Below are 24670 nucleotides of genomic sequence, written 5' to 3'. Positions count from 1 at the left end.
CATAGCTAAGAAGTATGACTTAGATGCAGCGGAGGTTGATGAAATTCTAAGCATAGCTAAGAAGTATGACTTAGATATAACGAAGGTTTATGAAATTCTAAAAATAGCTAAGAAGTATGGCGATGACTTAGATGCAGCGGAGGTTTATCAAATTCTAAAAATAGCTAAGAAGTATCAGCGCTTACATACAACGATGGCTTATGAGTTATATCGACTACTAAAGGATCTGGGTCCTTTAGGTTTTACACATAGTACGCAACTCTCAGACTATATTAGAATAAATCAACTTGGTCGTAGGTATCCAACTATCTCAGGTATTGTGACAATGGAAGATGGAGGTACAAGATGGCTGTTTACTGGGGGATTTCCTCCAGAAATTTATACAATTATTTGTCAGGAACTCCGTTTGAGAAACCAGGGGACGAGTGCTAGAGCAATACATTTTAAACCATTTCAAGAGATATATTCAAGAAATCAAGAATAATGGAAAACTCAATCAACAGTAAATAGGATTAGACAGAAATGAGTAAACCCTTTTACAAAATTAAAGGTACAAACGATTATGGTGTTCTTGAAGGGCCGGCATGGTCAAATCCGTCTTTCTATCGTCAACTTAGGCTTGTAAACGCTGTTGGCGGAATGATTGAGTTGAGTCACCAGTACAAACCTGTCACGACTGAAAATCTAGTTCAAGTCTCACCGGAGGAAGTTCTAAAGGCTCTATTGGATAGTTAAGTTGTTGAAGCCCGCCTAACACTGCGTTGGTGCGGAGGGAACAGAGGTTATCGGTGGGTGCTCTAACCTGTCTGCCGCCACACAACTTTATCGTTATCTCATAAACGCTGCCTGACTTGGGAAATGGTTCGGAAGCTCGATCGAGAGTTAAGCTAAATAAAACTCCGAGTTCTGCATCGATGCTTATTAGAAGCGAATAATTTCGATCGTGCCTCGCGATCGCACAAAACAAACATCAAATTCTCGAAAGAAGTTGGTTTGCCCGAGAATTAATGGAACCTGAGAGGCTTGTGCCCAAGCAAATGCTAGGCGAACGGGTTCCAAATTCCCAATTTGAACATCTACAAATACACCCCGCGCCTCAACCGTTGCCAGATTTCCAGCCAATGGCAAGCGGACAGTTTGTTCCTCCCAAATTGCACCCAATTGCAGACCAATGTCATAAGGTAATAGATTGACCGCAGGCCCAGTATCTAGCAGTGCATTCGCCGAGACAGAAAAGCCTGCATGAATCAGAGTGATGGGAATCGTGGGTAATGCTTCATCGTCAGAAAAGGGAAACTCGATCGAACTAGGCATGAGTAGATGCCTCTCGATCGTCTCGAATCATCTGCATCATAATGTTTGCCGCTTCCGTTGCATCGTAGGGCGATCGAACCGGATACTCTGATGCAGAAAAGATGACTTGTAGTTCAGCGTCTGGGATTTGCACTGCTAGGAGTTTGAAGAGTGATAATTTGTCTGACTGGCTCAGATTGTTCACCAAAGGTATTAACTCAGCGAGAGACATGGTTTAAACTCCCAGAAGTACGAGAATACATCTATCATAAACGCTGCCTGAGTTTGGAGATGGTTCGGAATCTCGATCGAGAATTAAGGATTCCGTAGGAGATTCCGATCAAACTTTATCCTGCCCAAAAACAAAGAAAAAGCCGCCCTAAAAGGCGACGTACTGAGCGTAGCCGAAGTGACCACGAATTTCTTGATGGTACCCGCCACGTGATTTATCCGTGGAATCAATCCAAAATCGAAAATCGAAAATCCTCAAGCCCCCGCATTTATCTCGCGCAAGTCAATCGAAAATCGAAAATCGAAAATCTAAAATCGATTGACGGGACTTTAGCCCTCCGCTTATTACCAACAAATATCAAGGCAACTCAACCGAACTCGGTTTAGCAATGTGAGGCAAGCCCCAGCCCAATTTTTCCCGCAAAATGTGGAAAAACTCAAAAGATTGCACCCGAATAAAGCGGGCTGGGTACGGAGCTCGCTCGACTTGCACCCAATCTTCGGGCAGAACATAACATCCGCCGTTACCATCTACCACCATTACCAGGCGGGTCGGACTCGCCGGCAAAATCTTGATCGGCTCGGTGTTGGAAAACACCAAAGCCCGCGAAGCCATTGAATGCGGGCAAATAGGCAGCAACTGCAACACCGGCACTCCGGGAATGATCACAGGCCCGCCGGCAGACAGCGCGTAAGCCGTCGATCCTGTGGGAGTCGCGATGATGACTCCATCTGCGGCAATGTCAATAGAGGCGTGTTGCCCGATCGCCACTTCAAAATGACACATACAAGTCAGCGGTTCCCGGTGCAGCACCATTTCATTGAGACAAAGAGCTTCCCAGAGGCAGTCGTTTTCTCGAAACAGCCGCACCGCCAGCATTGATCTTTCTTCTATTTCGTATTCTCCAGCGATTACCTTTTCCAAAGCTTGCGGCAGCAAGTTCAGGTAAGTTTCTGTTAAAAAGCCCATGTGACCGGTATTGACAGTCAACAGCGGCACTCCAATCGGAGCGACTTGGCGAAATGCCGACAGCACCGTACCGTCGCCGCCCAAAACCACTGCAAACTCCATGTCGCTGTCAAAACCGGGGGGGACGAGTTGTTCGATCTGAGTGTGGCACAGGGGGCGATCGGGGCTAGAATAGCCCAGAATTCCTCCCGAACCAGAAACCGAGCAAACCTCCCAGCCGCGGGCAGTCAGCTTGTCTTCTAACTCTGCGGCGATGCGACAAGCCACAGGTTTAACGTCGTTGTATATAATCCCAGCTTTCGGCACTTTAAAATGTAAAGGGCATTTTTTGTTTACTCCGTTTTTTAGTCTTAAGCTGCTCGTACTCTATTTCCTTGAGCTTCTTCATGATCAGATTAAAGTATTCTTCGAGATAAGACTCCAAAGTAGTAGTTTCTTTAGGGTCGATTCCGAAGACACTGTAAACATCATCCATCGGAGCTTTCAAGGGTTTTCCGGCTGCCAAAACTTCTGAAAAAGCCAATCTGTCAGCTACGTTCCAACTCCACTGAAAGAAGGTAGCTAATTTACGAGTAGCCTGCAACAAGACATCCGGGGTGCGCGTAATTTTGGCTTCCTTCCCTGACAGCCGTTCGCACAACCGCACGATTTCGTCAGCATCCCAAGCGCGATTTCCCACCACCGGAAAGCTTTTTTTCTCGGTTTCGGGAACGGAAAGGGCCCGGACGGCAAATTTAGCAACGTCCTGAGTGTTCATGTAGGCAAGGGCGGATGGCTTGTTGGGCAGCCAGACTGCCTGATTGTCCAAAATCGGCATTGCATACAGGCTCAGCAGTCCTTGCAAAAAGCCGCAAGGTCTCAAGATTGTGTAGTCTAAACCGGATTCTGCTAAGAACAATTCGGTACAGCGCTTGATTTCCAACAAGGGGACTTGGGGATATTTCTCAGCGTCGAGAAAGGAAAAGAATATGTAACGCTTGATGCCTGCTGCTGCTGCTGCTTGGATCAGCGATACTTTTCCGTCCCAGTCTACTCTTTTGATGCTGACAGAATCGGCTGCACTGGCTGTTGCTGCATCGATGATAGCAGTGACGCCTTCTAGGGCCGGAGGCAGACTGTCTGGCTGGCAAAGGTTCCCCGGTACGAGTTCAGCGCCCCATTCTTTCAAAAAGGCAGCTTTTCTGTAACTTCTGACTAAACAGCGCACCTGGTAGCCCTCGTCTAGGGCGCGGCGGGCTATTTGGCGGCCGAGAGTGCCGGTGGCACCTAAAATCAATAAAGTCATCTAGGGATTAATTATGAATCTTAAACTTTCAATAAGATGGTATCAGGTTTTTGTTAAGTTTTTTATAAAAACTTAACAAAAACCTGAAATTTTCTCATTTTAGGCTTGAGATATTCGCCAGAAGGCTTGCTTTCGGCAGCAAGTAGACTCTAGAAGGCAGAAGGTAGAAGGCTTTTGAAGGATTGGTTGAAAAAAACTTATTCTTCGCCGCCTTGCAATTTGAGCAGGAGGAAGCCTCCACCTATACCCACGAAAATTAGGGAAAAGGACAAAAAGGCTGCATTGAAAATTTCAGGATTCATGATTTTATCTGTTCAATTGGGCGATCGCATTAATTGACACTCCTCGCCCTGAAGGCACGAGGATTCTTAAGACATTTCGATCTTAATATCCCTAGTAATAGGGTTCCCAGGCTGACCACGAAAAGCACATAGGTGTGTAGTCATATCTCCTCTGTGAATGTTTTGGGCGTAGACTTTCCCCCAGTCCGGGGGTAGGTTTTTAAATCTTGTCTGATCTGCTTATTGTACCATATTCATTTGTTTAGATAAATGTGTTATTTTACTTGAAAATGGAAAAAGCCGTCCTAAAAAGACGGGGTTTTAAACCCAATCTTCTGATAAAGATAATATAATTTGGGTCAACCCGGTACATGAATGCTAAAATTTCAGTGCCGAAATTCCTGTATTTTGTTGGAGAAAACTGCCTTGAGTCTCGATCGGGAATCCAAACTAGCTGTAACTCTGGGAGATCCGGCGGGAATTGGCCCGGAAGTGATTCTCAAGGCATTGGCAGATCCCGCTGCTGCTTTGAAGGTGACGGTTATAGGTTCTAGGAGAGTTTTGCAGCAAACTTACGATAAGTTGCGATCGACCAATCCCGCAGCAGAAGCGGCAAATCCCGAAACATTAAATATTATTGATATTGAACCAGACAACAAGTGGGGCGAAATAGTCCCCGGTGTCGGGAATGCAGCTAGCGGGGCGGCTAGCTTTGCTTACATGGAAAGTGCGATCGCCCGTACCATCGCCGGCGAATTCTCCGCGATCGTGACCGGCCCGATTTCCAAAACTTGCTGGCAGGCTGCCGGTTACAATTATCCCGGACAAACAGAACTCCTCGCAGAAAGGGCAAAATCGCAGCGGTTCGGAATGCTGTTTGCCGCCACATCTCCCCACAGTGGCTGGACGCTGGTAACTTTACTCGCTACCACACATATTTCCCTCCGTCAAGTCCCCGATGCTTTGAGTCCAGAATTACTGAGTGAAAAACTAGAATTACTGATAGACTGTTTGCGGGAAGATTTTGGGCTGGAAAGACCGAAAATTGCGATTTCTGGCTTAAATCCTCACAGCGGCGAAAATGGCAAACTGGGAAATGAAGAGCAAGACTGGATGATACCTTGGTTGGAAACGCAGCGCGATCGCTTTCCTCAAGTGCAGTTAGACGGGCCAGTCCCCCCCGATACCCTGTGGGTAAAACCGGCTAAAGTTTGGTACGGTTTAGCCAAGGAAGCTCACGACGGTTACTTGGCAATGTACCACGACCAGGGGTTGATTCCAGTAAAATTGATGGCTTTTGATAAAGCAGTCAACACTACAATTGGCTTGCCTTTTGTCCGCACATCTCCCGATCACGGCACAGCTTTTGATATTGTAGGTCAAGGGATTGCAGATGCCTCCAGCATGAAGGCAGCATTGCAGTTGGCGGCCCAGTTGGCTAGTCGCAGAACAGCAGTTAAAATAGGGCGATAGCTTTAGTACGCCAGACACTCGGAAAAATTGTGTCATTCCTATTGATTTTCGCTGGGGTGAGGCGGCAAGCAAGCTGGCATTTTTATTCGGTCGGTTAAAATCACCTTTTGGTAGCGCAGTATGGCAGCATTTAATGATAATTCCGGCAAAATATATCAGTCAGAAAAAGAGGTTTCTGATGCAACTCTGGCAAGTTCTAAAGCTGGAGAGCAACTTCAGGAATTGCTAACCATATTGACTGAATTTCAGTTATTAAAGAAATCAAAAAAAGAGCCAAGCGAGTTGAAATTACCGCTTTCGGAAAAGTCTGTTCAGCGATTAGAGGATGAGGAGAATCGGCGCAAACAATTGTCTTTCCTGATCGAATCACCGAGTATTGTACCGGAAGTATTAACTAACGATGAAGAGATACCTTCTCAAAGACGAGAAAACAATAATGAGGAACCAGATTTATCTATAGCCGGGAAGGTAGCTAAAAATAATCGGCAGTCGGAGGAAGAATTAGAACAAGCAGTTGAGCAGTTTAAGCAGTTGCAACAACTACTGTTTGAAAGGGATTTGCCGGAATTTTACAGTAATGTTTTGAGCGTGGAACAAAGGTTAGAAAATTTTGAGAAGCTGATGTCTCAACCAGAAGAGTTGATGGTTTTACTGAAACCGTTAATTCCTGAGTTGGTGAGAGAAGAATTAGAGGAGTTGAAGTCGGAATTAAAAAAGGCGATCGACCTCGCAAACAATAATAAAATTAATCGCATCGAGTTGGAGGCTAAATTAGCAGATTGGGAAAATCAAATTGCTAACTTTAACCAGCAACCCCTGCCGAATACAGAACACTTAATCCAACGGCTGATGCCAGTAGTGGGAGATCTGCTAAACCGTAAGGTAGAGGAGTCTAAGTTAGAGGTAGCTTCGGCGATCGCACCGAGAGTCAATCAAGTAATTCACAATCAAAACGGACTTGAAGAACAGGTAGTAAGAATTGAAGATAGAGTTGCAAATATTCAGCAGCGTTACCAGCAGCAACCGGAAGATTTAATCAAGCAGCTAGTACCAGTAGTTAGCGATTTACTGAACCGCAAAATTAGTGAATTAAAATTAGAGGTTGTAGAAGCTGTTGCCCCCTCAGTACAGGTAAGAATAGCTTGGGTAGAAATAGAAGAAAAAGTATTGAGCATCATCGAACGCCGACTGGCTACGCAACAGTCGCCAACTCAGAAGCCTGAAGAGATAATGGCGATGCTAATGCCGGCAATAACTGATTTGCTGAATCAGAAAATCGATGAATCAAAATTACAAGTAGCAGCGACGATCCAACCTTTGATAGAATCAGCAATTCTTCAAAGAGAAGTTCAAGGCAAATTGAGCGACGTAGAAAGTAGACTAAATAATCTTCAACGACAGCAAAAAACTCAGCCGGAAGATATAATGGCAAGGCTAATGCCGTTAATGATTGAGTCGCTGAACCGGAAAATTGAGGAGACAAAGTTAGAGGTGAGAGAGGCGATCGCACCTGGTGTCAACACGGCTATTCAAAACAGCGGTATTGCAGCACAAATATTAAATAATGAAACTAAGATTGTCGAAGTTCAGCAGCAAGTTTTAGCCGAGATAGAAGGGTTGATGGCAAGAATAATGCCAGTGATTGTAGAAATGCTGTCCCGAAACATCGGGGAAGCAAAGCTAGAGATAGAATCTGCGATCGCCCCGGCTGTCGATGCCATCATTCAGAATAAAAGGATCGATCAAAGACTCGCGAAGATCGAACAACAGATTGTGGCGATCGAACACCGGATTTATGAATCCACAGACTTGTTTACAGATTTACTGAAACCTTTGATTGACGAGCTGATGGTTAGCCATCACGCCCAACTACAAAAGTCGGTCATCGAATCTATTTTACCATTGTTAGATGAAGTTGTAAGTTATAATTACAGACTCAACGATAAAGTAGGGGAACTCGATCGCAAAATTACTGATGCGGAATGGGGAGGCGATCGGGAAGAATTACTCGCCCGAATTAAAATCATGTTTCCCGAAATGATGCTCCAAACCATTAATGAGTCGAGACAATCATTTGTCGAAACCATAAGTCCGATAATTGATGAAATAATTAATACCAAATCCAGAGAAAATAGACAATCGATGGGAGTAGCCATATCGCCGGCTCTGACTGTGGGAATCAGCCACAGAATGAGTGAATCGCCGGATGAAATTGCAATGGCGATCGCGCCGGAAATGGCCGCTGCTATCAAACAGCAAATTCATCTCAAGCGAGAAGCAATGTCGGATGCACTTTATCCCATCATCGGCAGCACGATTTTAAAATACATCGCCGAGATGATGGGGGAGATTAATGAAAAACTAGAATCAGCTTTAAGTCCAGAGGGAATTAGTCGCAAAATCAAAGCCAAAATACAGGGCATTTCTGAAGCAGAATTGCTGATGAAAGAAACAACACCACTGAGTGTGAAAGCTGTCTTTTTAATTCAAGCAGGATCGGGCTTAGTAATTTCAGCAGTGCAGAAGTCTGAACGCGAACAGCTAGAATCAGATATGGTAGCGGGGATGCTGACTGCTATTCGGGCTTTTGTCAACGATTGTATATCTCAGTCAGGAAATATTGCAGAGATTGATGCTATAGAATACGGCACATCTACCATAGTATTGGAAGTTGCGGGTTCGTGTTATCTGGCAGTAGTGATGCAAGGAGAAACCCGCCAGTGGTTTAAGTATAAAATGCGATCGATATTCAACAATATTGTTCAAGAATACGGAGCTCAAATTCAGTCATTTAACGGCGATCCAGCCACTGTGCCACCCGAAATAAACTCGAAATTGCAAAAATTAATCGATACAGAGGTAAAAGTTAAATCTCGTAAACGTCCAATTTTACCCACGATCGGTTTGGCAGCGTTAGGTTTAATTGGCCTACCTTGGGGAATTCATCAATACCGCAGCTCAGTTGCAGCGAGCTTAGAAGCAGATACAAATTTAGCATTACAATCTGCTCCCGATTTATCAGTTTATCGCCTCGTGGCTGATGTTAAAGATAGAGTATTGGAGATTTCGGGACGAGTGCCGAATCAAAATCTGCGATCGAAAGCGGAAAAAATCGCTCAGCAAGCGGCTCCCCAATCAAGAATTGAAAATAAAATTATAGCCGTTGAAGTACCTCCAGATCCGGTTTTAGTCGAAGCCGATGTCAAGCGGACAGCAGCTCTTTTGAATAAAGTAGAAAGCATTAATATCTCCGCTCGCTATGCAGAGGGAAAAGTCGCCATTGCAGGCAGCGTAAGCAAAGCGCCAGATGCTCAGAAAATAACTCAAGCTTTTGAGACAATTCCGGGGGTGAAGTCGGTAACAAATACAGTGATAATAGGAACTCCACCGCCACCAAAGATAATAATGCCAGTTCGCGTGTATTTCGGTGTAGGTTCGGCAAGTTTGCAGGCGAAAGACGTAGCACAAAAGCTTAGCAAAGTCAAGGAATATATGGAGAAAAATAGCACGAAGAATTTAAGGATAATTGGCTACAGCGATTTTAAAAGCACTCCGGTAGAAACTCAAAAGTTGGCACTGGAAAGGGCGACAAATGTGAAAAATATTTTGGTTAGACAAGGGATAAATGGCAACAGAATACAAGTTGCTTCTACTAAGGGTCGTCCCGAAGGTGTGGAGGCCAATCAACCGCTGTGGCTGAGCAGATTGGTAGTATTTGAGGTGATCAATTAAAATTGGGAATGGGGAATTGGGAATTGGTAATTGGTAATTGGGAATTGTTAATTGGGCATTTTCCCTAATGACTAATGACTACTGACTAATATCATGTCCGATCGATTAACCATAATATCCCGGTCGGGGCGGGTTTTTGAGATGGTCAATTATTGGCAGGTATTGTTGGTGAACCCGCCCCTACCTGATTGCGGGTAATCGACAGGATATGACTAATGACTACTGACTACTGACTACTGACTACTGACTAATGACTTCTTCCTCTTGAATTAATCGAACTCGCCCGGAGGTAAAGGCTTGTATTCGATCGCCCGCCAAACACACTAACAAGCGGCCGCATCCGTCAATGCCCGCTGCTTCTCCGCAGATGGTTTCCGAAGCAAGTTCGATCGCCACCGGGCAGCCAATCAACGCATCGCGGCGGCGCAATTCCGGCAAAAGTAGCGCTAAACCGGACTTGGAGGCTGGCTTGTCTGTGGTAGAAAACATATCGGCTAGTTCGAGTAAATAGTGCCGCAGTCGATCGAGCAAACACAGTTCATCCGGTACTGTACTAGCAATAGAATGCAAGCTTACCGCATTACCGAGATCCCTTTCATCCAATCCCGCAGCCGCGAAATCTACGCAGCGGTTGAGTCCAATTCCCACAACGGCGCGAGTTTTACCCAAAGCATTGCCCGAAGAGGCTTCGCAGAGAATTCCGGCTAATTTGTGGCGATCGATCCAGACATCGTTTGGCCATTTCAGGCGCAGCATATCTCGACAGTCGGGAACCAAATCTTCGATCGCGTAAATCACCGCTAAACCCGCTGCTAAACTGAGTCCCGGCAACAGAGTGGGGTTGAGGTTGTCGAGTACAAAACTAACAGTCAAGACACCGCTTGGGGCGTGCCAGGTGCGCCCGTGTTGGCCGCGCCCGCTGGTTTGTCGCCTAGTAAATACTGCATCTCCGTGGTGGAGCCCGGCCGCGCGGGCGATCGCCCAACTGTTGGTACTTGGACAGGTATCCAACGAGTGTAGCCAGTGAGGGAGGTTTGGGCGATCGGGTTCTGGGCTTGCGGGCACGGGAGTTAAGGGCAATTCAGACAACGTTTGATTTGTAGTATTTGATATCTAAAAGCTGATTATCGCATTTTCCAGAAGTGCCACCTCGCGCGACGGCGAGAATTCAGAGAAATTGGAGTGTAGTACAGTTTCCGCATCAGATTTACCTTACGCCACAACATCTGTTTAGCCACCAAATCTCTTGATTTATAAGGATTTTGGGGGATTCATAGGGTTGGTTGGAGCGATCGACACCCCTTTAAAAAACCCAATTTCAAAAAAAGTTGTATTACCCCCTTGACAGTCTTGTAATACGCAACGTAGTATAAATGTATGGCGAAGGGGAAAGAGCTTCAAAGCCTTACCCCACGAGCAATATGAACCTTGAAAACAGAATAGGAAGTTAATCGTGTCACATAATTGTGGACATTGGCGGTGTAGACTCCGGCAACAATAGCCCGATCGGGTTGTAGTACGCGGAATCAACCGCCACCCCGTCCCAACTTGAGTAATTCAAGGACACAATATTGTTCATTTTCGCGGGGGTATAGCTCAACCGGTCAGAGCAGTCGCCTGTCGAGCGAAAGGTTGCGAGTTCAAGTCTCGTTACTCCCGTCAGTCGATTTTAGATTTTAGATTTTAGATTTTAGATTTACTCCACAGGAGAAGAATCTGGGAATTGGAACTTTGGTCTAAAATCTACACCTCCTGTCGGAAAGCAAGTATCCGTTTTTCGGCGGGGTCAAAGTCCCGTAGGCAAAAGTCAAGCCGTCTCCCCCTCTGGCGTGAAGATTGCGAGTGCAAACCTCGTCGGGACTCCCAGGTTAGGTGGCTGAGTGGCTCAAAGCGTCGGTCTGCAAAACCGATTTTCGCGGGTTCAAATCCCGCCCTAACCTCTGTTCCTATTTATTCGCAGGAGCAATCTCAAATCTCAAAGAGCAATCCAAAATCTAAAATCTAAAATCTAAAATCGATAGTGCTGTAGGCAAATGGTTTAAGCCGCTTGGTTTTCACCCAAGTGATTGCGGGTTCAACTCCCGTCAGCACTTCTCGTGGGTCGTTGGCAGAATGGTTTTGCAGCCGCCTTTTAAGCGGATGGATCGAGGTTCAATTCCTCGACGACCTACCAAAATTTCTATCTTGGGTCGGCCCTCCTATTGGCGTGGGTAGCTGTCTGTAAAACAGTAGCTTAAAGCGTTGCTGGTTCAATTCCAGCCCGGCCCATTTGTAACTGCATTTAATCCGCAGTTGCAATCTTGAGAACGTGGTGTAGCCGGATAACATCTCAGTTAATAAAACTGAAGATTGAGGGTTCAAATCCCTCCGTTCTCGGTGTGGAGAGGTGGCCGAGTGGCTTAAGGCGCTTTCCTGCTAAGAAAGAGCGGTTTAACAGCCGTCGAGGGTTCAAATCCCTCCTTCTCCGTTTTCCCCCGATAGCTCAGTTGGTAGAGCGCTTGTCTGAAGAGCAGGAGGTCGTCAGTTCGATACTGACTTGGGGGATTGCGTTGCCTTATAGCTCAATGGTAGAGCAAGCGGTTGTTAACCGCTAGGTTGTAGGTTCGAGTCCTACTGGGGCAGCCATTTTTTTAATTGCCGGGTAGACAAATTGGTAAAGTCGCCTATCTCTGAAATAGGAGTTTCTGTAGGTTCAAAGCCTACCCCGGTACCCAATTATTGGGAAGTCGCCTAATCGGTATGGCACCGCTCTTTGAAAGCGGCAAAATGCAGGTTCGACCCCTGCCTTCCCAGTTCTGCTATTACCAAAGCAGATCAATTACACTCCTGTAGCCCAATTGGCAGAGGCCACAATTTCAAAAATTGTGTTGTGTGAGTTCAAATCTCACTCCTGAGTACCAAATTTTCAACTAAGTTTCTACTTGCTCCTGTGGCGGAATTGGCAGACGCGGCAGACTTAAAATCTGTTTTATTTTGAGTGTGAGTTCGAGTCTCACCCGGAGCATGAACGGGATGTAATTCAGCGGCCAGAAGCCATGCTTTGGGAGCATGGAGTCGTTGGTTCAAATCCAACCATCCCGACTTTACCCCTGTGATGTAATTGGAAAACATCACTCGCTCAAAACGAGTGTTTTTTGCAGGTTCGAGGCCTGTCAGGGGTATGAGGTTTTATTCAATCTCAAATCGAAAATCTCAAATCGAAAATCAATTTTGCCCCTGTAGCCCAATCGGTAGAGGCGCTAGATTTAGGATCTAGTTAGTGCTGGTTCGATGCCAGTCAGGGGTATTTGGTGACATCGCGGGTGAAGTAGCCTGGGTAGGCTTGGCAGTCTCATAAGCTGCAAATCCGCAAGTTCAATTCTTGCCCCCGCCACCAAAAATGCAGGTGTGATGTAATTAACAACATGAGGGTTTCATACAGCCTTTTTGCGAGTTCAAATCTCGCCATCTGCTGTGCTGGTGTAGCTCAATTAGGCAGAGCAACTGATTTGTAATCAGTCGGTTGTAGGTTCAATTCCTATCACCAGCCCCACAATTGCGGATATGGTGTAACGGTAGCATTCGAGTCTTCCAAACTCTAGGCACGAGTTCGAGCCTCGTTATCCGCTTGGTTAAACGAGAGGTTTGTTAAATCTCACATCTTGCACCATTCTCGCTTAACAGGCTTTTCGGCCTGTTCCACAAGAAAATCTACTCTTTGTGGAACAGGCCGAAAAGCCTGTTCATAAAAGGCTTATTGACAAGGGTGCAACATCTCAGTTAAATCCAAAATCTCACATCTAAAATCGGTTTGCGGATGTCATGTAGCGGCTAGCATCTGAGTATGCCATTCTCAGCGCATGGGTTCGAGTCCCATCATCCGCTTTTGTAGTCCTGAGCTTCGATGGTAGAGCGTTTGCCTTACAAGCAGACGCGGGGTAATCTCCTGTCAGGACTACTAATTTATGGGAGTGTAGCTCAATGGATAGAGCGCCGCGCTATGCGCTACCGCGCACGCTTCGCTAACGGACGCGGATGTTGTGGGTTCGAGTCCTGCCACTCTCGTTGTTTTTGCTTTAATTTAAGGAGGTTGATTCCCTTGAATGGATAATTTTTTATATTACGATCGATTCCCGTAGGGAATCGCACAAATTAACAAAAAATACGGGAGTGTAACTCAACTGGATAGAGTGTCGAGCTTCTACCTCGAATGTTGTGGGTTCAAGTCCTACCGCTCCTGCTGTCTGGGGTTCGTAGCTTAATTGGTAAAGCATCTAACTGGCTGTTAGAAAGATATCGGTTCAAATCCGATCGCAATCCACCACACCGATTTTAGATTTTAGATTTTGGATTTTGGATTTGAGATTGATTTCACAAATCAATCTGGAAGCTTGAATATTCGTCTAATATTTTGTTATGGGCGACTTAATACCACTTTAAAAAACTAATTAAACTGTCGAGAATCTCCAAACCCATATCCACTAACTCATCCCCAATCTAAAATCTAAAATCTAAAATCTAAAATAGTATAAGGGGTCATAGCTCAATTGGTAGAGCGCTTGCTTTGCACGCAAGAGGTCAGGAGTTCGATTCTCCTTGACTCCACTTACGGTGTCTGAAGTCGAAGCGGTCGAGACGCTAGCCCGTGAAGCTAGTTATTAGCGGGTTCAATCCCCGTCAGACACCCCTTGGAAGATGCCGCTAAATGGTTGGCAACCAGTCTTGAAAACTGGGGTACAGGTAACTGTAAGGGTTCGATTCCTTCATCTTCCTTTTAACCACCGGAAGTCGAAAAGCGAGACACCGTGCTGATAACGCGGGGATAGGAGGGGCAGTACCTCCTCGGTGGATGGATTGGTTTATAATAAGTCTAAATTTACTACTGATTCAACATAAAAGCCATGAAAGTTCAAGTTATAAAATTAGAATTAATTCAGTGGTCTTTGTTATTGAAGGATATTCAATTTTTAAACGAAATCCAAAAACTGAAAGAAACGTCGCATGAAAAGACTGCGGTCTTCAAGTCCCGTAAATTTGGCTGTGAAAAAGGAATTTTTACTTTCGTTGCGGATGATTTTGATGAAAAAAGTCCTGGTTTTTACGATGTAAAATTGTTGTACCAAATGAACGTGAAAGATGAGAAAACTAAACTATTACGTTGCTTGCACAGTTGATGGGTTTATTGCTCGCGAAGATGGGTCATTTGATTGTTTCCCTATGGACGGAGAGCATTTTGCTGATTTGTTAGATTCCTTTCCTGAAACTTTTCCGGCTCACTTTCAGGAAGCACGAGGCATTCGTGCAGAAAACAAGCAGTTTGATGCGGTTTTGATGGGACGGAAAACCTATGAGGTAGGGCTAAATGTTGGTGTAACTAATCCTTATCCCAGCTTGAAGCAGTATGTCTTTTCGCGCACTATGGAAGCCAGTCCCGATGAGAATATTGAACTTGTTTCGGACAATCCTGTTGAATTGGTTAAGGAATTGAAAAGGGAAACGGGTAAAGACATCTGGCTCTGCGGTGGTGGGGCTTTAGCGGCAACTCTTTTTTCTGAGATTGACGAGATGATTGTGAAGTTAAATCCGGTAGTAATTGGAGCGGGAATTCCTCTTTTTTCCGGTGCAATCGAGCCGACCAATTTGGAAGTTGCCGATCGCAAAATCTACAGCAACGGTTTCATGTTGCTTCATTATCGAGTGAAGCATTAGCGATAAGCTGTTCGGCATTTAAAGGACTTGCGTAAGGTGCGTCAGCATCTAAGGTTTTCCGTTTCAGCGTAAAAGTTCTAGCTGACGCACCCTACTAGCCTCGTTACTGGTTTAAATGCTCCACAGCTTAAGGACTTTATTTGTTGCAATTACTGCGGGCAAAAAAGGACTGAAGTCCTTACTACAAAATGATTTTCTAGGAATTACACAAAAATTGTATGCGGTATTTTCTCGGTTTCAATGTTGAGTCAGACTGATATCTTGCACCATTCTCAATTAGCGGTAGGGGCGGGTTCGCCAACAGCCTTAAAGCTTGCAAATAGGTTCTATAAACCCGCCCGACCCCACGAAAAATCCTCTTATTGATATTGCTGCAAGATGTCAGGTCAGACCGATCGCCACAAATTTTTACAGAAATAGTTGATTTTTCAAAACGGTTGTGTTATACTAGCTTAGATGCGGGAGTATAGCTCAGTTGGTTAGAGCAGGTGACTCTTAATCTCAAGGTCGAAGGTTCAAGTCCTTCTACTCCCATCCCCAATAACATACGACTCACAAGGCTTTGAGACTTTAAACTGTCTCTAGTTTGTCGTTTTCCACTCATTTTGCGCTCACGATAGCAGCCAATGGCGGTAGCGGTTGGATTACTGTGAGTGTTTGCGTTGTCGGATTTTTAATGTTGATCGACTCATCCGATCGATAAAAGTGCGATCGCCCAAGCTATTTTGAAACTGAATAACAACAGGGAATGGTGATTAGCTATGATGGCAAATCTCTCGGCGCGCTGCTATGGGGGCGATCGCGATTTAGATGCGATCGCCCATTTAATCAATACTTGCGAAGAAGTCGATCGGCTCGATGAAGGCACTTCCATCTCGGAATTACAACAAGAATTTAACCAACCGTCCCTAGATGTAGCCCGCGATATCCGCCTTTGGGAAGATGCGGAAGGAAAATTAATCGGTTTTGCTCAGTTGTCCGTTTCTGAACCGGGGGAAGTAATTGACGGTTGGTTGTGGTTTCGCGTTCACCCCGACGCGCGCGGAGGCGATGTGGAAGCAGCCGAGATCGCCTGGGGTGAAGTGCGGATGCGCGAAGTGTCTGCAATGCGGGGCGGGCGCGTGAAGCTGCGAACCTATGCTCGCGCTGAGGATTGCGATCGCATTTCTGTGCTGACAAGTTGCGGTTTTAAGGCCGATCGCTATTTTTGCCGAATGGCGCGATCGCTCTCTGAACCGATCCCAGAACCGCAATTCCCCGAAGGTTTTGCCCTCATTCAGTTCCCCGGCGAACAGGATGCGGCAGCTTGGGTAGAAATGTTCAACCAGTCATTTATCGATCACTGGAATCATCACGATTTAACGGTGGATAAATTTAAGCACGAGTTAGCTAAACCCGATTACAGAAATGATTTAGACTTGATTGCTGTTGCTGATGACGGCACATTTGTCAGTTTTTGTTACTGCGAGATTAGTGTGCAAGAGTGCGATCGTACCGGGCGCAATGAAGGCTGGATTGCTTGTCTCGGCACTAGGCGTGGCTTCCGCAAAATTGGATTGGGACGAGCAATGTTGCTGGCTGGTTTGCATCGACTGAAAGCTGCCGGTGTCGCTACTGCTATTATCGGCGTCGATGCTGCAAATTCATCAGGTGCGATGCGACTTTACGAGTCTGCTGGCTTCCACAATATTCGCAACAGCATTTCCTATGTTAAGGATGTTTGATCGATGTTACAGATTGCGATCGCCCTTTGACCCAAGAAACCGGGTTTTTTACCGAATCTGCGGGTGGCAACGAAATATTTTGGTAAAAAAACCCGGTTTCTCGCCACTCGTGTAAGTTTTATCTAAAAAACTTTTGCTACCCCCTTGACACTTGTGTAGTATTTATGTAGCATATAAATATGGAAAGCGCAGGACAAGCAAAAACCTGTATTTTTCGTGCAAATTCTGAACCTTGACAACTAAATATTGCTCAAATTTTCAACGAACATCAATTTGAAAGTCTTGCAATATAGACTCGATGGTCATGTTGTTACTTTATACGAAAATGTTCGGTTACAAATTGACTCGATCCGAGTCAGATGTTGTACGAAATCAGTCTAATTTCAACGAATTTAATGCGGATTCAGAACAGAAAATTTCAGCCAGATTTCAATCAACCAAAAAGGCTGAGGAAATCCGCAAAATTAAACAAGCTTATCATTTAGAACGGCGCTTCTTTCAGTAAAGATTATCAGATTTCGTGAATCTTTACCGATACTGGCAATTTGCCCGCGTCTCACAAAAAGCCAAAGTCGAGAGCAGATAAGCTACTAATCCAAAATCAAAAATTGCTCTAGGAGGTATCGGTAATGGTTCACATTCGTTTTGAAGGACGTTCCTACGATCTGGCGGAAAACCAACTGGGTATCGCGGCAGGAATGAGCGACAAAGCTATTAAGGAACGTCTGGCCAATCATTTTGATGTCAAGGGATCTCGCTTCGATTCTTACGTGCTCGATCGCCGTCCCAGTGGCGATTTAATTGTTCGCCCAGAAGCCGTTTACGGCTAGAAATTCACTTAAAGCACGTATTAGGCAGCGCACCCTAACAAAAGAAGCTTACAAACTGGATACGTTCGACTTAAAATCGAATTGTAGGTTCAATTCCTACTTGCCGCGAGGCTAAAGCTTCTCTGACTTGTGCGCTGCCTTTTATAGCTGAATTTTTTATATCTATCCGGCGCTTAAAATTTCCACTTCGCGCCCCAACAAAGGAAGCTTACATACTAGCTCATTGGTAGAGCATTTCTCTTTAAAGAAAAGGTCGCGGGTTCAACTCCTGCGTATGTGCAAATGGCTTTCTTAACTTGCGCGAAGTGACTTTTGAGGCGCTATCAGCTCTTGTGGTTAATTCAGGATAATAATTAAGTAATCCTGTTTGTATTGAAGACTTCCGTCCTCAAAAATAAATTGGTATTAGCCATGAGAAAATGTTGGCCGATATCTCGCCGATGAAAGTCACAATTACTCGATCGTACATCTGGCTAACGGTTTGATTGCAAAATATGCCGATCGCACTTTACCATTTCGCTACTAGACGCGCGATCGCCTGATGTCCTGGGAAGCTCGGATTAATTGGGTTGAACCAGATTTGAAGTCACTCGACTCCGAAATAGTCCGCCAGGGATTGAAATCCCTGTCTAATAGCTAAAGTCCTCGCTATGAGGACTAAAGATATTTGTTTTTCTTGGTTTTTAATCACCGAAAATACATTTTTAAACACGCATTTCAGTCCTCTTAAGAGGACTTAAGCTTTGAGCCAGGGATTTCAATCCCTGGCGGACTAAGGCGATAGGTGCAAAATATTAGGTGACAGCAATGAATATGAATGTATTAGAGCGCGATTTGCGTTTGGAAATGCTCAACAGTCTCCTCACAACTCCTCACCGCCAATTAGAAAAAGTAGCAGAAATTCACAAGTTAATTATCGAATTAGATCCGATTTTTTACGGTCATTTAGCAGTGTGGTATCAACGCCACGGCGACGTGCGCGATCACAAGGAAGTTTTTGCCGGAAATTTGCTAACTTCGGCGCTGACGGAACACCGAGATGCCGGTTTTATGATGCTGCAAGAGTTCCCTCCCTACGAGGTTTCGCGGATTGTGGACTTTATGAAACAGCATCAGAATAAGGTGCCCCGCAGTGCGCGCACTGCTGTCACTCGCTATCTGAAATCGCGGGAAAAGAATGCACAGTTTTTCGATCGCGCCGCCATCCGCAACCGCAAGGCGATGAAGCATTTGTACGCAACGCTGCACGTCAAGCCGAGCGATCGCGCTAATGCTATCCTCTTCAAAGACAATCCGCCGGAAGACTCTCTGGCATTCGTTTTGAAGCAGTTAGCAAAGGCGGCGACACCTGCGGAACAGGCGAATTTGATTGTTGAGTACAAGATTCCGTATACGATCGCAGTTGGTGCGATCGGACAGCTAACGCCAACAGTTTTGGCGGCGCTGATTAACTCGATGTCGCCCCAGGAAGTCATCAACAATTTGAAATCGATTCAGTCGCGCGGCGCGATGGATCACCCGGAAGTCAAGCAGTTGATTGATTCCAAGTTGGATGAAGCGGCGAAGTGCGATCGGGTTTCTGCTTACAAAGCGAGTGTTGCGGGCGCGGGCGCCAACTTCGACGCAGCAACGGCGGCGAAGCTGGAAGCGGTGACAAACGAACAGGTGAAGAAGCGCGGCAAGATTGCGAAAGCAACCGGTTTGTTGATTGACAAGTCGGGTTCGATGGAAAGTGCGATCGAAGTTGGGAAGCGTCTCGCTGCTTTGATTTCCGGCATTTCCGAGGCTGAACTGTTCGTTTATGCCTTTGACACGATGCCGTATCCAGTGCAAGCAAATGGCAGCGAATTGACAGACTGGGAACGCGCTTTCAAGCACATTCGCAGTGGCGGCGGCACAAGTTGCGGTTGCGCGGTGGAAGCAATGCGAATTAAAAAGCAGGTTGTCGAGCAATTCATTATCGTAACAGATGAAGGCGAAAACGCTGCACCTTATTTTGCAGATGCTTATCAGAATTACTGCCGCAGTTTGGGGGTAATTCCTGATGTTGTGATTGTGCGAGTTGGTTCTTGGTGCGAATATGTCCAGAAGCAATTGAAGGACAAACAAGTATCGGTGGAAACCTTTACGTTTGCGGGCGATTACTACTCCTTACCGAATTTAGTGCCGATGTTGAGCCGTCCTTCGCGGCTGGAATTGTTGATGGAAATTCTGGATACGTCGCTGCCGGTAAGGAATGACAAGTAAAATGTAGGGTGCACGCTGCGACCTTATTTCTTAGTCTCAAGCGGCTGTAATATCAAGTTGGAGCGCTCCGTTACAATCTAATTCCCGGTATTGTAGGGGCGGGTTCACAGACAATAATTGCCGATAATCGACAATCTCGTAAACCCGCCCCCACCCAACGGTAAATCGCAATCTACTTATATAGTTAAAATTGGCACGGATCTGAAGGACAAGACACTATGAAACTAGCTGAAGCTTTAATTTTAAGAGCTGACTGTCAAAAAAGAATGGAACAACTGCGAGCCAGATTGATAAGAAGTGCTAAAGTACAGGAAGGAGAAGAACCTCCAGAAAATCCCCAAGCACTAATTAGCGAATTAGATGCAGGGGTGCAAGAACTGGAAGACTTAATTAAGAAAATTAACAAGACTAATTCGCTGACAACTCTGGAATATGGATTGACTTTATCGGATGCTTTAGCTAACAGAGATGCTCTCGCGCTTAAGCGCGGCATTTACAATTCTTTAGTTGACGCAAGCGCTTTGAGGCAAGACCGCTATACTCGATCGGAAGTCAAATTTTTTAGTACGATCGACGTTGGTGAACTGCAAACGCAAATCGATCGAATGTCTAGACAGTATAGGGAGTTAGATACTAAAATACAGCAAGCAAACTGGAATACTGAACTTATCGATTGAGCAAGTTGGTAGCCAATGCAATAGAAGCGAGCACAACCCCCAACAGGGTTAAGTTGGACGGTACGGTTGAGAGGCCATAACCAAGCGGGTTCAAACCCCGTATCACAAATCAAGCCTTGATTGTTACAAACGTACAGGGCATTGTTAAAGTTACTACCGCGTGCTGGTCTATTGATATTGGTGAGGGTGGGTTAGGGGTTTCTTGCTCAATTGCAAAAAGTATTGGGAATTCCAGAAGGCTGTGAGGCGGTTAAAATTTCGATTTTTTTCATCCTCAACCGAAAGCGTTTTCCCTATTTTAAATTATTCTCTAATTCGATCGATAATTTCTAGTAACTCTGGATTAGCGATGGCTGAGACTAAGTGGGAATCCGCAGCAGCCAAAGCAGCGCGTAACTTTTCCGAAGTCAGTGCGGGATATTTTTCTAACACCTGCTGTTGAGTCCATCCCGCAGCAAAGAGCCCTAGCAAAAATTCTACAGACAATCGAGTTTCTGGTGCTGCTGGTTGACTTGTTGAAGCTTTCGGGTTTGGATGAATGAGCTTTCGCCAGTCCATTGTTTTACTTAAACGATTGGGGAAGATTCCGCCGATTATACAGTATTTGGGCACAGTAGAAACACGGGCCTCGTTGACTGACTTTGTAACAGTGCCACCGCAGGTCATACCATGTTAGATTTTAGATTTTAGATTTTAGATTGGGAATCACTGATGAATTAAGGGTTTGAAGCTTGGCTAGAGTCGCATTTTTTGGGAACTGGTGTCATTTCGCGATTTTGCGATTAAATTGTTATTACGATCGCAGTACAGCACTTTCTTATAGACTAGACTAATGGGGTAGCGACGGGGCGAGATCCCTTTTTCCTTCAGTCCGTTTCAATACCGAACCGCGTTAGCCAAGCCCGCCCCTACGGGGGCTACGCCAACTAAGAGGATCGCACTAAATCTCAACCCACTGTCTAACGGACTGTGCCATCCACAGTGCAACCCACAATACAACTACTTTAACTTCTTAAAACTATGGGAAAAAAGTCGAAAGCCAAAAAATCCCAGGTCAAAAAATCCAGTTTGCTCTCCCAGCGACTGCAAGAAGCTCTCGATCGAGGCAGTAAAGTTTGGATTAAAACAAATAATAGCAGTTTCGGCGGCATCCCGATTAATTTGTTCGGGGAGTTTGCGGAACTTTTGGTGATAGTTCCCCCTAACGAACAGGCGGAAAATATCGATGCTTACGGACAAGTTACGTGGCTGATTCGACTCTCTGATATTATTGCACTCGCTTACCCTACTGAATATTGGTCTAAAGATAGATTAGAAAGTTTGCTGCCACCAGATGCAGTTACTTCCGAAGTAGGAGATTAACTGCGTAGGGTGTGCATTGCGTACCCTAATTTTAGCTGAGTTGTATTTGGTATGGTGTGCAATGCACACCATACATTTACTATTTTTTAAGCTGTTTTAGCAGCCAATATATACACCTCTTCCACCGATTTTTATCAGTTTAATTAGTTGTTGCAAGCTGAAAGCTGCACTTTACAACTGCCGCCCTCTAGTTCGCTGCAACCCGCGAGAGCTTGAGCTTCTGCTGCGGCTTTATCGTCGCCCCAGCCCGCACCTGCTCCTCCTTTGCCTACGGCGATCGCTCCACAATTATTACTATTAGATGTCAGCGGTTCGCAGTCGTTAGCACCTCCGCTTTGTTCATTGCAAGCGGCTACTGCTGCGTTTAGTGCTTCTTTCTCCGTAGCATGATCCCAACTAATACCAGTGGCGTCAGAAGTCGGAGAATAAGCAGTAGCTCCATAGCTGTCCTGAGCTTTAGCTACCTGGACTGAGCCAAAAAGAGGAAGTGTCAAAGCTGTGACTACAACCCACTTAGAAAAAAGCTTTTGCAGCATATTTACGCGATATATCTACAAGGTTAAATTGGGAGGTTCGCTCAATATTATATTAGGGTATTGATTCGCGTCAACAGTATTGATGAATCTTTATATTTATTTAATTTAAAAGTGTGTTAGGTAAAAAAGTTAAGACAGGACTTACCCATTCCGATGCCTAGAAACCGGGTTTTTTAGCGAATCGGCGGGCGGGAACGAAATATTTTTGTAAAAAACCCGGTTTCTGATTCCCTATGCGTAAGTCCTGTAAGATGAAGGAGGTCAATTCAGTGGCAGATATCCGCAAAATTATCAGCCAACTCGCTGCCCAAGAAGCGCACCTACTCGATACCCAATTTCTGGCTCCTTGCGTGCGTGGGGGAAGCGTGCGGATAAGAGTTAGCTCAATGGTTTATACTTTTGTACCGCAGCCACAAAACTTTGAAGGATGGGCTATTTTTGCGCCATTAAATGAGAAAATAGCTGCGGTAATTGAGGAGCCGAGTTTGCCGCAAGTGGCCGAGTATTTGCAACTCCTCCTCCCCGTTCGCTTGCACTTGGCTTACGTGCTGCAAGGGCAAACCTGGCTGGCTTATCCTGTTAACGAATCTGATGCTAAACAGCGCACGGGTGTAGCGAAACCAGTACCAGTCCATTTAGTAACTGAAGGTTCGCAGTTTGAGCCGATTGTTGCGCGCTGGGACGGTCATTGTTTGTGGTTTGAAGAGATTGACAGGCGCGCCGATCTGCTGCCATCTGAGAAGTTAAAAGCAGCTTTAAAAAAGTTGATTTTGCCTCAAGAAGTTCGCTTTAAAGGGATGACGCCGGAAATGCGAACTGTTTACGAATTGGTGTCCCGAAATATTAAAGATTTCGATCCAAAAGTGCGGGATGAACAGCGCTTGCAGGGGGCATTGAAAATGGGCGGCGGTGAATTGCGGGATTTTTTAGATCGCGAAAATTATTGGCTAGTTGAATGGACTAGCGGAACCGGAGAACATCACACTTCTGCGATCGCCAAAAATGACTTGACAGTTATGAGTGCGGGGATTTGTCTCAGCGGATTGGACAAAGACTTCGACTTGCATTCATTGGTTGGAGTCGTCGAAAATCGATAATTCTTGATTACCATGAGTATATTTTTTCACGAACAACTTTACAGAAGTGCCGCCGTGATGTCGCAGATAAAAAATTTCCCGGTAACGGTGTGCGGGGCGGGCGCTTTGGGTGCGAATATTACAGAAAGTCTGGCGCGATCGGGCTTTTGCCAGTTAAAAGTCATCGATCGCGATCGCATCGAAGAGCGCAACCTTTCCACTCAACCCTATTATCGATCGGACATCGGCGCATTCAAAGCCAAAATTCTCGCCAACAACCTCTACCGCGCTTTGGGAGTCAGCATTGACGCGCACTCAAAAGAATTGACGCCCGCAAATGTCGATCGGCTGCTTGCTGTCAGCGCCACAGTCATCGATACTTTTGATAACAGTGTCGGGCGACAAGCAGTCAAGGATTACTGTGCGAGTGCCTCCCTTCCCTGCGTGCACGTCGGATTAGCTGCAGATTACTCGGAAATAATTTGGAACCAACACTATCGGGTTCCTTCAGCCGCGAATGATGACGTTTGCGATTACCCGCTGGCGAGAAACTTGGTAATGCTGACAGTTGCAGTTGCCTGCGAAGTAATTGTTACCTTTGCTGCTACCAAAGAGCAACAAAATTTAACTTGCACGATCGGAGATTTTGCAGTAAAGCCACTTATATTGTAGAATGTCGGTTGACTGTTGCCAGAAACCAGGTGAATCGAGATTGGATGCACCCATCCCAGAAACCCGGTTTCTCACTCTCAAACAATCGTCAAACTTGCAAAAAACGCTTGAGAAAATTAACAGGGAAAGTATGGCGGGAACACAGACTTTTTATTATTTACTAGCAATTCTCGGTCTATTAGTTTTGACTGGCACAAGTAGAGCCAACTATGCAGCGAGCTCCGCAGTTTGCCACACAGATGATTGCCATCAACCAGTAGTGAGACACCATAAAAGGATTTTAAAATGTGGCTCGAAAGGGGAAGATGTGAAGAAACTGCAAAAGTTGTTGAACGCGCGGGGCTTGTCCGCACACCCGATCGTAATTGATGGCGTTTTCGGCCCGACAACCGAAAATGCAGTGAAAAGATTTCAGCGACAAGCGGATATTCCTGTAGACGGAGTTGTGGGAGGCAAAACTTGGGACAGACTGTTTGCTAGTTTGTAACTTTAAGCACCGGACAACAAAGGTTCCTCAGTCAGTCGATTTTAGATTTTAGATTTTAGATTTTAGATTTACTCGATAACAGATGAATCTGGAAGCTTAAACTCTG

At 45.5% G+C, this 24670-nt stretch carries 21 protein-coding genes and 27 tRNA genes; 40 read left to right on the top strand and 8 right to left on the bottom strand.

Annotated features, from left to right (window positions below; genetic code table 11):
- Positions 1 to 484, top strand: a 484-nt coding sequence (locus QT973_RS12030) for a hypothetical protein (protein ID WP_333391379.1), incomplete at its 5' end; no start/stop codon positions are given.
- 437 nt (positions 485 to 921) lie between these two features.
- Here the strand turns inward: QT973_RS12030 and QT973_RS12025 are convergent.
- From QT973_RS12025 to petM, 5 genes are all read right to left on the bottom strand, one after another.
- Positions 922 to 1314: a hypothetical protein gene (locus QT973_RS12025; RefSeq protein ID WP_333391377.1), complete on the bottom strand. Its 393-nt coding sequence runs from the start codon at positions 1312 to 1314 to the stop codon at positions 922 to 924.
- Complete coding sequence (locus tag QT973_RS12020) at positions 1307 to 1525, bottom strand: hypothetical protein (RefSeq protein ID WP_333391376.1); 219 nt, start codon at positions 1523 to 1525, stop codon at positions 1307 to 1309. Before QT973_RS12020 ends, QT973_RS12025 begins: the two co-directional genes overlap by 8 nt.
- Before the next feature lie 357 nt (positions 1526 to 1882).
- A complete protein-coding gene (locus QT973_RS12015; RefSeq protein ID WP_333053556.1) occupies positions 1883 to 2800 on the bottom strand; it encodes an NAD(+) kinase in 918 nt (305 codons plus the stop codon).
- A 1-nt stretch (position 2801) separates the two neighbouring features.
- Positions 2802 to 3779 (bottom strand): NmrA family NAD(P)-binding protein, encoded by a 978-nt coding sequence (locus QT973_RS12010; RefSeq protein WP_333053557.1) that lies wholly within the window; start codon positions 3777 to 3779, stop codon positions 2802 to 2804.
- A 197-nt stretch (positions 3780 to 3976) separates the two neighbouring features.
- Positions 3977 to 4081: a cytochrome b6-f complex subunit PetM gene (gene petM / locus QT973_RS12005; protein WP_172189541.1), complete on the bottom strand. Its 105-nt coding sequence runs from the start codon at positions 4079 to 4081 to the stop codon at positions 3977 to 3979.
- A 354-nt stretch (positions 4082 to 4435) separates the two neighbouring features.
- Between petM and pdxA the strand changes: the two genes are divergently transcribed.
- Positions 4436 to 5533 carry a 4-hydroxythreonine-4-phosphate dehydrogenase PdxA gene (gene pdxA, locus QT973_RS12000; protein ID WP_333053558.1) on the top strand — a complete coding sequence of 366 codons (1098 nt, stop codon included), beginning with the start codon at positions 4436 to 4438 and terminating at the stop codon, positions 5531 to 5533.
- A gap of 120 nt (positions 5534 to 5653) precedes the next feature.
- The gene (locus QT973_RS11995; RefSeq protein ID WP_333391374.1) at positions 5654 to 9265 is read left to right on the top strand and encodes an OmpA family protein; all 3612 of its coding nucleotides are present in this window, start codon (positions 5654 to 5656) and stop codon (positions 9263 to 9265) included.
- Positions 9266 to 9505: 240 nt separating this feature from the next.
- Here the strand turns inward: QT973_RS11995 and QT973_RS11990 are convergent, their stop codons facing one another.
- On the bottom strand, positions 9506 to 10354 hold the full coding sequence (locus QT973_RS11990; protein WP_333053561.1) for a biotin--[acetyl-CoA-carboxylase] ligase: 849 nt from the start codon (positions 10352 to 10354) through the stop codon (positions 9506 to 9508).
- Positions 10355 to 10850: 496 nt separating this feature from the next.
- On the opposite strand from QT973_RS11990, the gene QT973_RS11985 reads away from it, so the two are divergent.
- From QT973_RS11985 to QT973_RS11825, 33 genes are all read left to right on the top strand, one after another.
- Positions 10851 to 10924: transfer RNA gene (locus tag QT973_RS11985), tRNA-Asp, on the top strand.
- Between the two features lie 207 nt (positions 10925 to 11131).
- A tRNA-Cys gene (locus tag QT973_RS11980) sits at positions 11132 to 11205 on the top strand.
- A gap of 79 nt (positions 11206 to 11284) precedes the next feature.
- Positions 11285 to 11358: transfer RNA gene (locus QT973_RS11975), tRNA-Glu, on the top strand.
- A 5-nt stretch (positions 11359 to 11363) separates the two neighbouring features.
- Positions 11364 to 11438, top strand: a tRNA-Lys gene (locus QT973_RS11970).
- Between the two features lie 13 nt (positions 11439 to 11451).
- Positions 11452 to 11533 (top strand) — tRNA-Tyr (locus QT973_RS11965).
- 34 nt (positions 11534 to 11567) lie between these two features.
- Positions 11568 to 11641 (top strand) — tRNA-Tyr (locus QT973_RS11960).
- Positions 11642 to 11645: 4 nt separating this feature from the next.
- Positions 11646 to 11732: transfer RNA gene (locus QT973_RS11955), tRNA-Ser, on the top strand.
- A gap of 4 nt (positions 11733 to 11736) precedes the next feature.
- Positions 11737 to 11809, top strand: a tRNA-Phe gene (locus tag QT973_RS11950).
- Positions 11810 to 11815: 6 nt separating this feature from the next.
- A tRNA-Asn gene (locus QT973_RS11945) sits at positions 11816 to 11890 on the top strand.
- A gap of 10 nt (positions 11891 to 11900) precedes the next feature.
- Positions 11901 to 11979 (top strand) — tRNA-Gln (locus tag QT973_RS11940).
- A 5-nt stretch (positions 11980 to 11984) separates the two neighbouring features.
- Positions 11985 to 12058, top strand: a tRNA-Gln gene (locus tag QT973_RS11935).
- A 35-nt stretch (positions 12059 to 12093) separates the two neighbouring features.
- Positions 12094 to 12165, top strand: a tRNA-Leu gene (locus QT973_RS11930).
- Positions 12166 to 12188: 23 nt separating this feature from the next.
- A tRNA-Leu gene (locus QT973_RS11925) sits at positions 12189 to 12269 on the top strand.
- A gap of 4 nt (positions 12270 to 12273) precedes the next feature.
- A tRNA-Pro gene (locus QT973_RS11920) sits at positions 12274 to 12346 on the top strand.
- 131 nt (positions 12347 to 12477) lie between these two features.
- Positions 12478 to 12551, top strand: a tRNA-Leu gene (locus QT973_RS11915).
- A gap of 13 nt (positions 12552 to 12564) precedes the next feature.
- Positions 12565 to 12641: transfer RNA gene (locus QT973_RS11910), tRNA-Met, on the top strand.
- A 79-nt stretch (positions 12642 to 12720) separates the two neighbouring features.
- Positions 12721 to 12797: transfer RNA gene (locus QT973_RS11905), tRNA-Thr, on the top strand.
- A 5-nt stretch (positions 12798 to 12802) separates the two neighbouring features.
- Positions 12803 to 12873: transfer RNA gene (locus tag QT973_RS11900), tRNA-Gly, on the top strand.
- Positions 12874 to 13057: 184 nt separating this feature from the next.
- Positions 13058 to 13129, top strand: a tRNA-Gly gene (locus QT973_RS11895).
- 82 nt (positions 13130 to 13211) lie between these two features.
- Positions 13212 to 13309 (top strand) — tRNA-OTHER (locus QT973_RS11890).
- A gap of 101 nt (positions 13310 to 13410) precedes the next feature.
- A tRNA-Arg gene (locus QT973_RS11885) sits at positions 13411 to 13484 on the top strand.
- A 7-nt stretch (positions 13485 to 13491) separates the two neighbouring features.
- Positions 13492 to 13568: transfer RNA gene (locus QT973_RS11880), tRNA-Ala, on the top strand.
- Between the two features lie 208 nt (positions 13569 to 13776).
- Positions 13777 to 13849: transfer RNA gene (locus QT973_RS11875), tRNA-Ala, on the top strand.
- Between the two features lie 6 nt (positions 13850 to 13855).
- Positions 13856 to 13930, top strand: a tRNA-His gene (locus tag QT973_RS11870).
- A gap of 4 nt (positions 13931 to 13934) precedes the next feature.
- Positions 13935 to 14017, top strand: a tRNA-Ser gene (locus tag QT973_RS11865).
- Positions 14018 to 14145: 128 nt separating this feature from the next.
- Positions 14146 to 14418, top strand: a complete 273-nt coding sequence (locus tag QT973_RS11860) for a hypothetical protein (RefSeq protein ID WP_333053562.1) — start codon at positions 14146 to 14148, stop codon at positions 14416 to 14418.
- Positions 14381 to 14953, top strand: a complete 573-nt coding sequence (locus QT973_RS11855) for a dihydrofolate reductase family protein (RefSeq protein WP_333053563.1) — start codon at positions 14381 to 14383, stop codon at positions 14951 to 14953. The genes QT973_RS11860 and QT973_RS11855 overlap by 38 nt, the downstream gene beginning before the upstream one ends.
- A gap of 460 nt (positions 14954 to 15413) precedes the next feature.
- Positions 15414 to 15487, top strand: a tRNA-Lys gene (locus tag QT973_RS11850).
- 227 nt (positions 15488 to 15714) lie between these two features.
- Positions 15715 to 16677, top strand: coding sequence for a GNAT family N-acetyltransferase (locus QT973_RS11845; RefSeq protein ID WP_333053564.1), 963 nt, complete (start codon positions 15715 to 15717; stop codon positions 16675 to 16677).
- Between the two features lie 629 nt (positions 16678 to 17306).
- Positions 17307 to 17507, top strand: a complete 201-nt coding sequence (locus QT973_RS11840) for a hypothetical protein (RefSeq protein WP_333053565.1) — start codon at positions 17307 to 17309, stop codon at positions 17505 to 17507.
- 209 nt (positions 17508 to 17716) lie between these two features.
- A tRNA-OTHER gene (locus QT973_RS11835) sits at positions 17717 to 17787 on the top strand.
- A 527-nt stretch (positions 17788 to 18314) separates the two neighbouring features.
- Positions 18315 to 19754, top strand: a complete 1440-nt coding sequence (locus QT973_RS11830) for a hypothetical protein (protein ID WP_333391408.1) — start codon at positions 18315 to 18317, stop codon at positions 19752 to 19754.
- Between the two features lie 218 nt (positions 19755 to 19972).
- Positions 19973 to 20431, top strand: a complete 459-nt coding sequence (locus tag QT973_RS11825; protein WP_333232555.1) for a DIP1984 family protein — start codon at positions 19973 to 19975, stop codon at positions 20429 to 20431.
- Between the two features lie 303 nt (positions 20432 to 20734).
- Here the strand turns inward: QT973_RS11825 and QT973_RS11820 are convergent, their stop codons facing one another.
- On the bottom strand, positions 20735 to 20989 hold the full coding sequence (locus QT973_RS11820; RefSeq protein WP_333232552.1) for a DUF433 domain-containing protein: 255 nt from the start codon (positions 20987 to 20989) through the stop codon (positions 20735 to 20737).
- A 462-nt stretch (positions 20990 to 21451) separates the two neighbouring features.
- On the opposite strand from QT973_RS11820, the gene QT973_RS11815 reads away from it, so the two are divergent.
- Positions 21452 to 21793, top strand: a complete 342-nt coding sequence (locus QT973_RS11815; protein ID WP_333149124.1) for a hypothetical protein — start codon at positions 21452 to 21454, stop codon at positions 21791 to 21793.
- A 143-nt stretch (positions 21794 to 21936) separates the two neighbouring features.
- Here the strand turns inward: QT973_RS11815 and QT973_RS11810 are convergent, their stop codons facing one another.
- Entirely contained in the window at positions 21937 to 22329 is a 393-nt protein-coding gene (locus QT973_RS11810; RefSeq protein ID WP_333053569.1) for a DUF4189 domain-containing protein, read from the bottom strand.
- 251 nt (positions 22330 to 22580) lie between these two features.
- On the opposite strand from QT973_RS11810, the gene QT973_RS11805 reads away from it, so the two are divergent.
- Genes QT973_RS11805 through QT973_RS11795 form a run of 3 tightly spaced genes read left to right on the top strand, consistent with a single transcriptional unit; the run spans position 22581 to position 24564 of the window.
- Positions 22581 to 23426 (top strand): hypothetical protein, encoded by an 846-nt coding sequence (locus tag QT973_RS11805; protein ID WP_333391372.1) that lies wholly within the window; start codon positions 22581 to 22583, stop codon positions 23424 to 23426.
- A gap of 12 nt (positions 23427 to 23438) precedes the next feature.
- Entirely contained in the window at positions 23439 to 24077 is a 639-nt protein-coding gene (locus QT973_RS11800; RefSeq protein WP_333053571.1) for a ThiF family adenylyltransferase, read from the top strand.
- A gap of 40 nt (positions 24078 to 24117) precedes the next feature.
- Complete coding sequence (locus tag QT973_RS11795; RefSeq protein WP_333312856.1) at positions 24118 to 24564, top strand: peptidoglycan-binding domain-containing protein; 447 nt, start codon at positions 24118 to 24120, stop codon at positions 24562 to 24564.
- The last annotated feature ends 106 nt before the right edge of the window (positions 24565 to 24670 follow it).

The sequence above is a fragment of the Microcoleus sp. Z1_A1 genome (assembly GCF_036700305.1).
GTDB lineage: Bacteria > Cyanobacteriota > Cyanobacteriia > Cyanobacteriales > Microcoleaceae > Microcoleus.
The sequence above is the reverse complement of the archived record's forward strand: the minus strand, read 5'-3'. Positions and strand labels throughout refer to the sequence as shown.

Coding starts and splice junctions, on each gene's coding strand:
- QT973_RS11810 (WP_333053569.1), bottom strand. CDS start 22,329: ATGCTGCAAAAGCTTTTTTCTAAGTGGGTTGTAGTCACAGCTTTGACA.
- QT973_RS11860 (WP_333053562.1), top strand. CDS start 14,146: ATGAAAGTTCAAGTTATAAAATTAGAATTAATTCAGTGGTCTTTGTTA.
- QT973_RS11815 (WP_333149124.1), top strand. CDS start 21,452: ATGGGAAAAAAGTCGAAAGCCAAAAAATCCCAGGTCAAAAAATCCAGT.
- QT973_RS11805 (WP_333391372.1), top strand. CDS start 22,581: ATGAAGGAGGTCAATTCAGTGGCAGATATCCGCAAAATTATCAGCCAA.
- QT973_RS11855 (WP_333053563.1), top strand. CDS start 14,381: ATGAGAAAACTAAACTATTACGTTGCTTGCACAGTTGATGGGTTTATT.
- QT973_RS11840 (WP_333053565.1), top strand. CDS start 17,307: ATGGTTCACATTCGTTTTGAAGGACGTTCCTACGATCTGGCGGAAAAC.
- QT973_RS12025 (WP_333391377.1), bottom strand. CDS start 1,314: ATGCCTAGTTCGATCGAGTTTCCCTTTTCTGACGATGAAGCATTACCC.
- QT973_RS12010 (WP_333053557.1), bottom strand. CDS start 3,779: ATGACTTTATTGATTTTAGGTGCCACCGGCACTCTCGGCCGCCAAATA.
- QT973_RS11995 (WP_333391374.1), top strand. CDS start 5,654: ATGGCAGCATTTAATGATAATTCCGGCAAAATATATCAGTCAGAAAAA.
- QT973_RS11825 (WP_333232555.1), top strand. CDS start 19,973: ATGAAACTAGCTGAAGCTTTAATTTTAAGAGCTGACTGTCAAAAAAGA.
- QT973_RS11845 (WP_333053564.1), top strand. CDS start 15,715: ATGATGGCAAATCTCTCGGCGCGCTGCTATGGGGGCGATCGCGATTTA.
- QT973_RS12020 (WP_333391376.1), bottom strand. CDS start 1,525: ATGTCTCTCGCTGAGTTAATACCTTTGGTGAACAATCTGAGCCAGTCA.
- pdxA (WP_333053558.1), top strand. CDS start 4,436: ATGCTAAAATTTCAGTGCCGAAATTCCTGTATTTTGTTGGAGAAAACT.
- QT973_RS11830 (WP_333391408.1), top strand. CDS start 18,315: ATGAATATGAATGTATTAGAGCGCGATTTGCGTTTGGAAATGCTCAAC.
- QT973_RS11800 (WP_333053571.1), top strand. CDS start 23,439: ATGAGTATATTTTTTCACGAACAACTTTACAGAAGTGCCGCCGTGATG.
- petM (WP_172189541.1), bottom strand. CDS start 4,081: ATGAATCCTGAAATTTTCAATGCAGCCTTTTTGTCCTTTTCCCTAATT.
- QT973_RS11820 (WP_333232552.1), bottom strand. CDS start 20,989: ATGGACTGGCGAAAGCTCATTCATCCAAACCCGAAAGCTTCAACAAGT.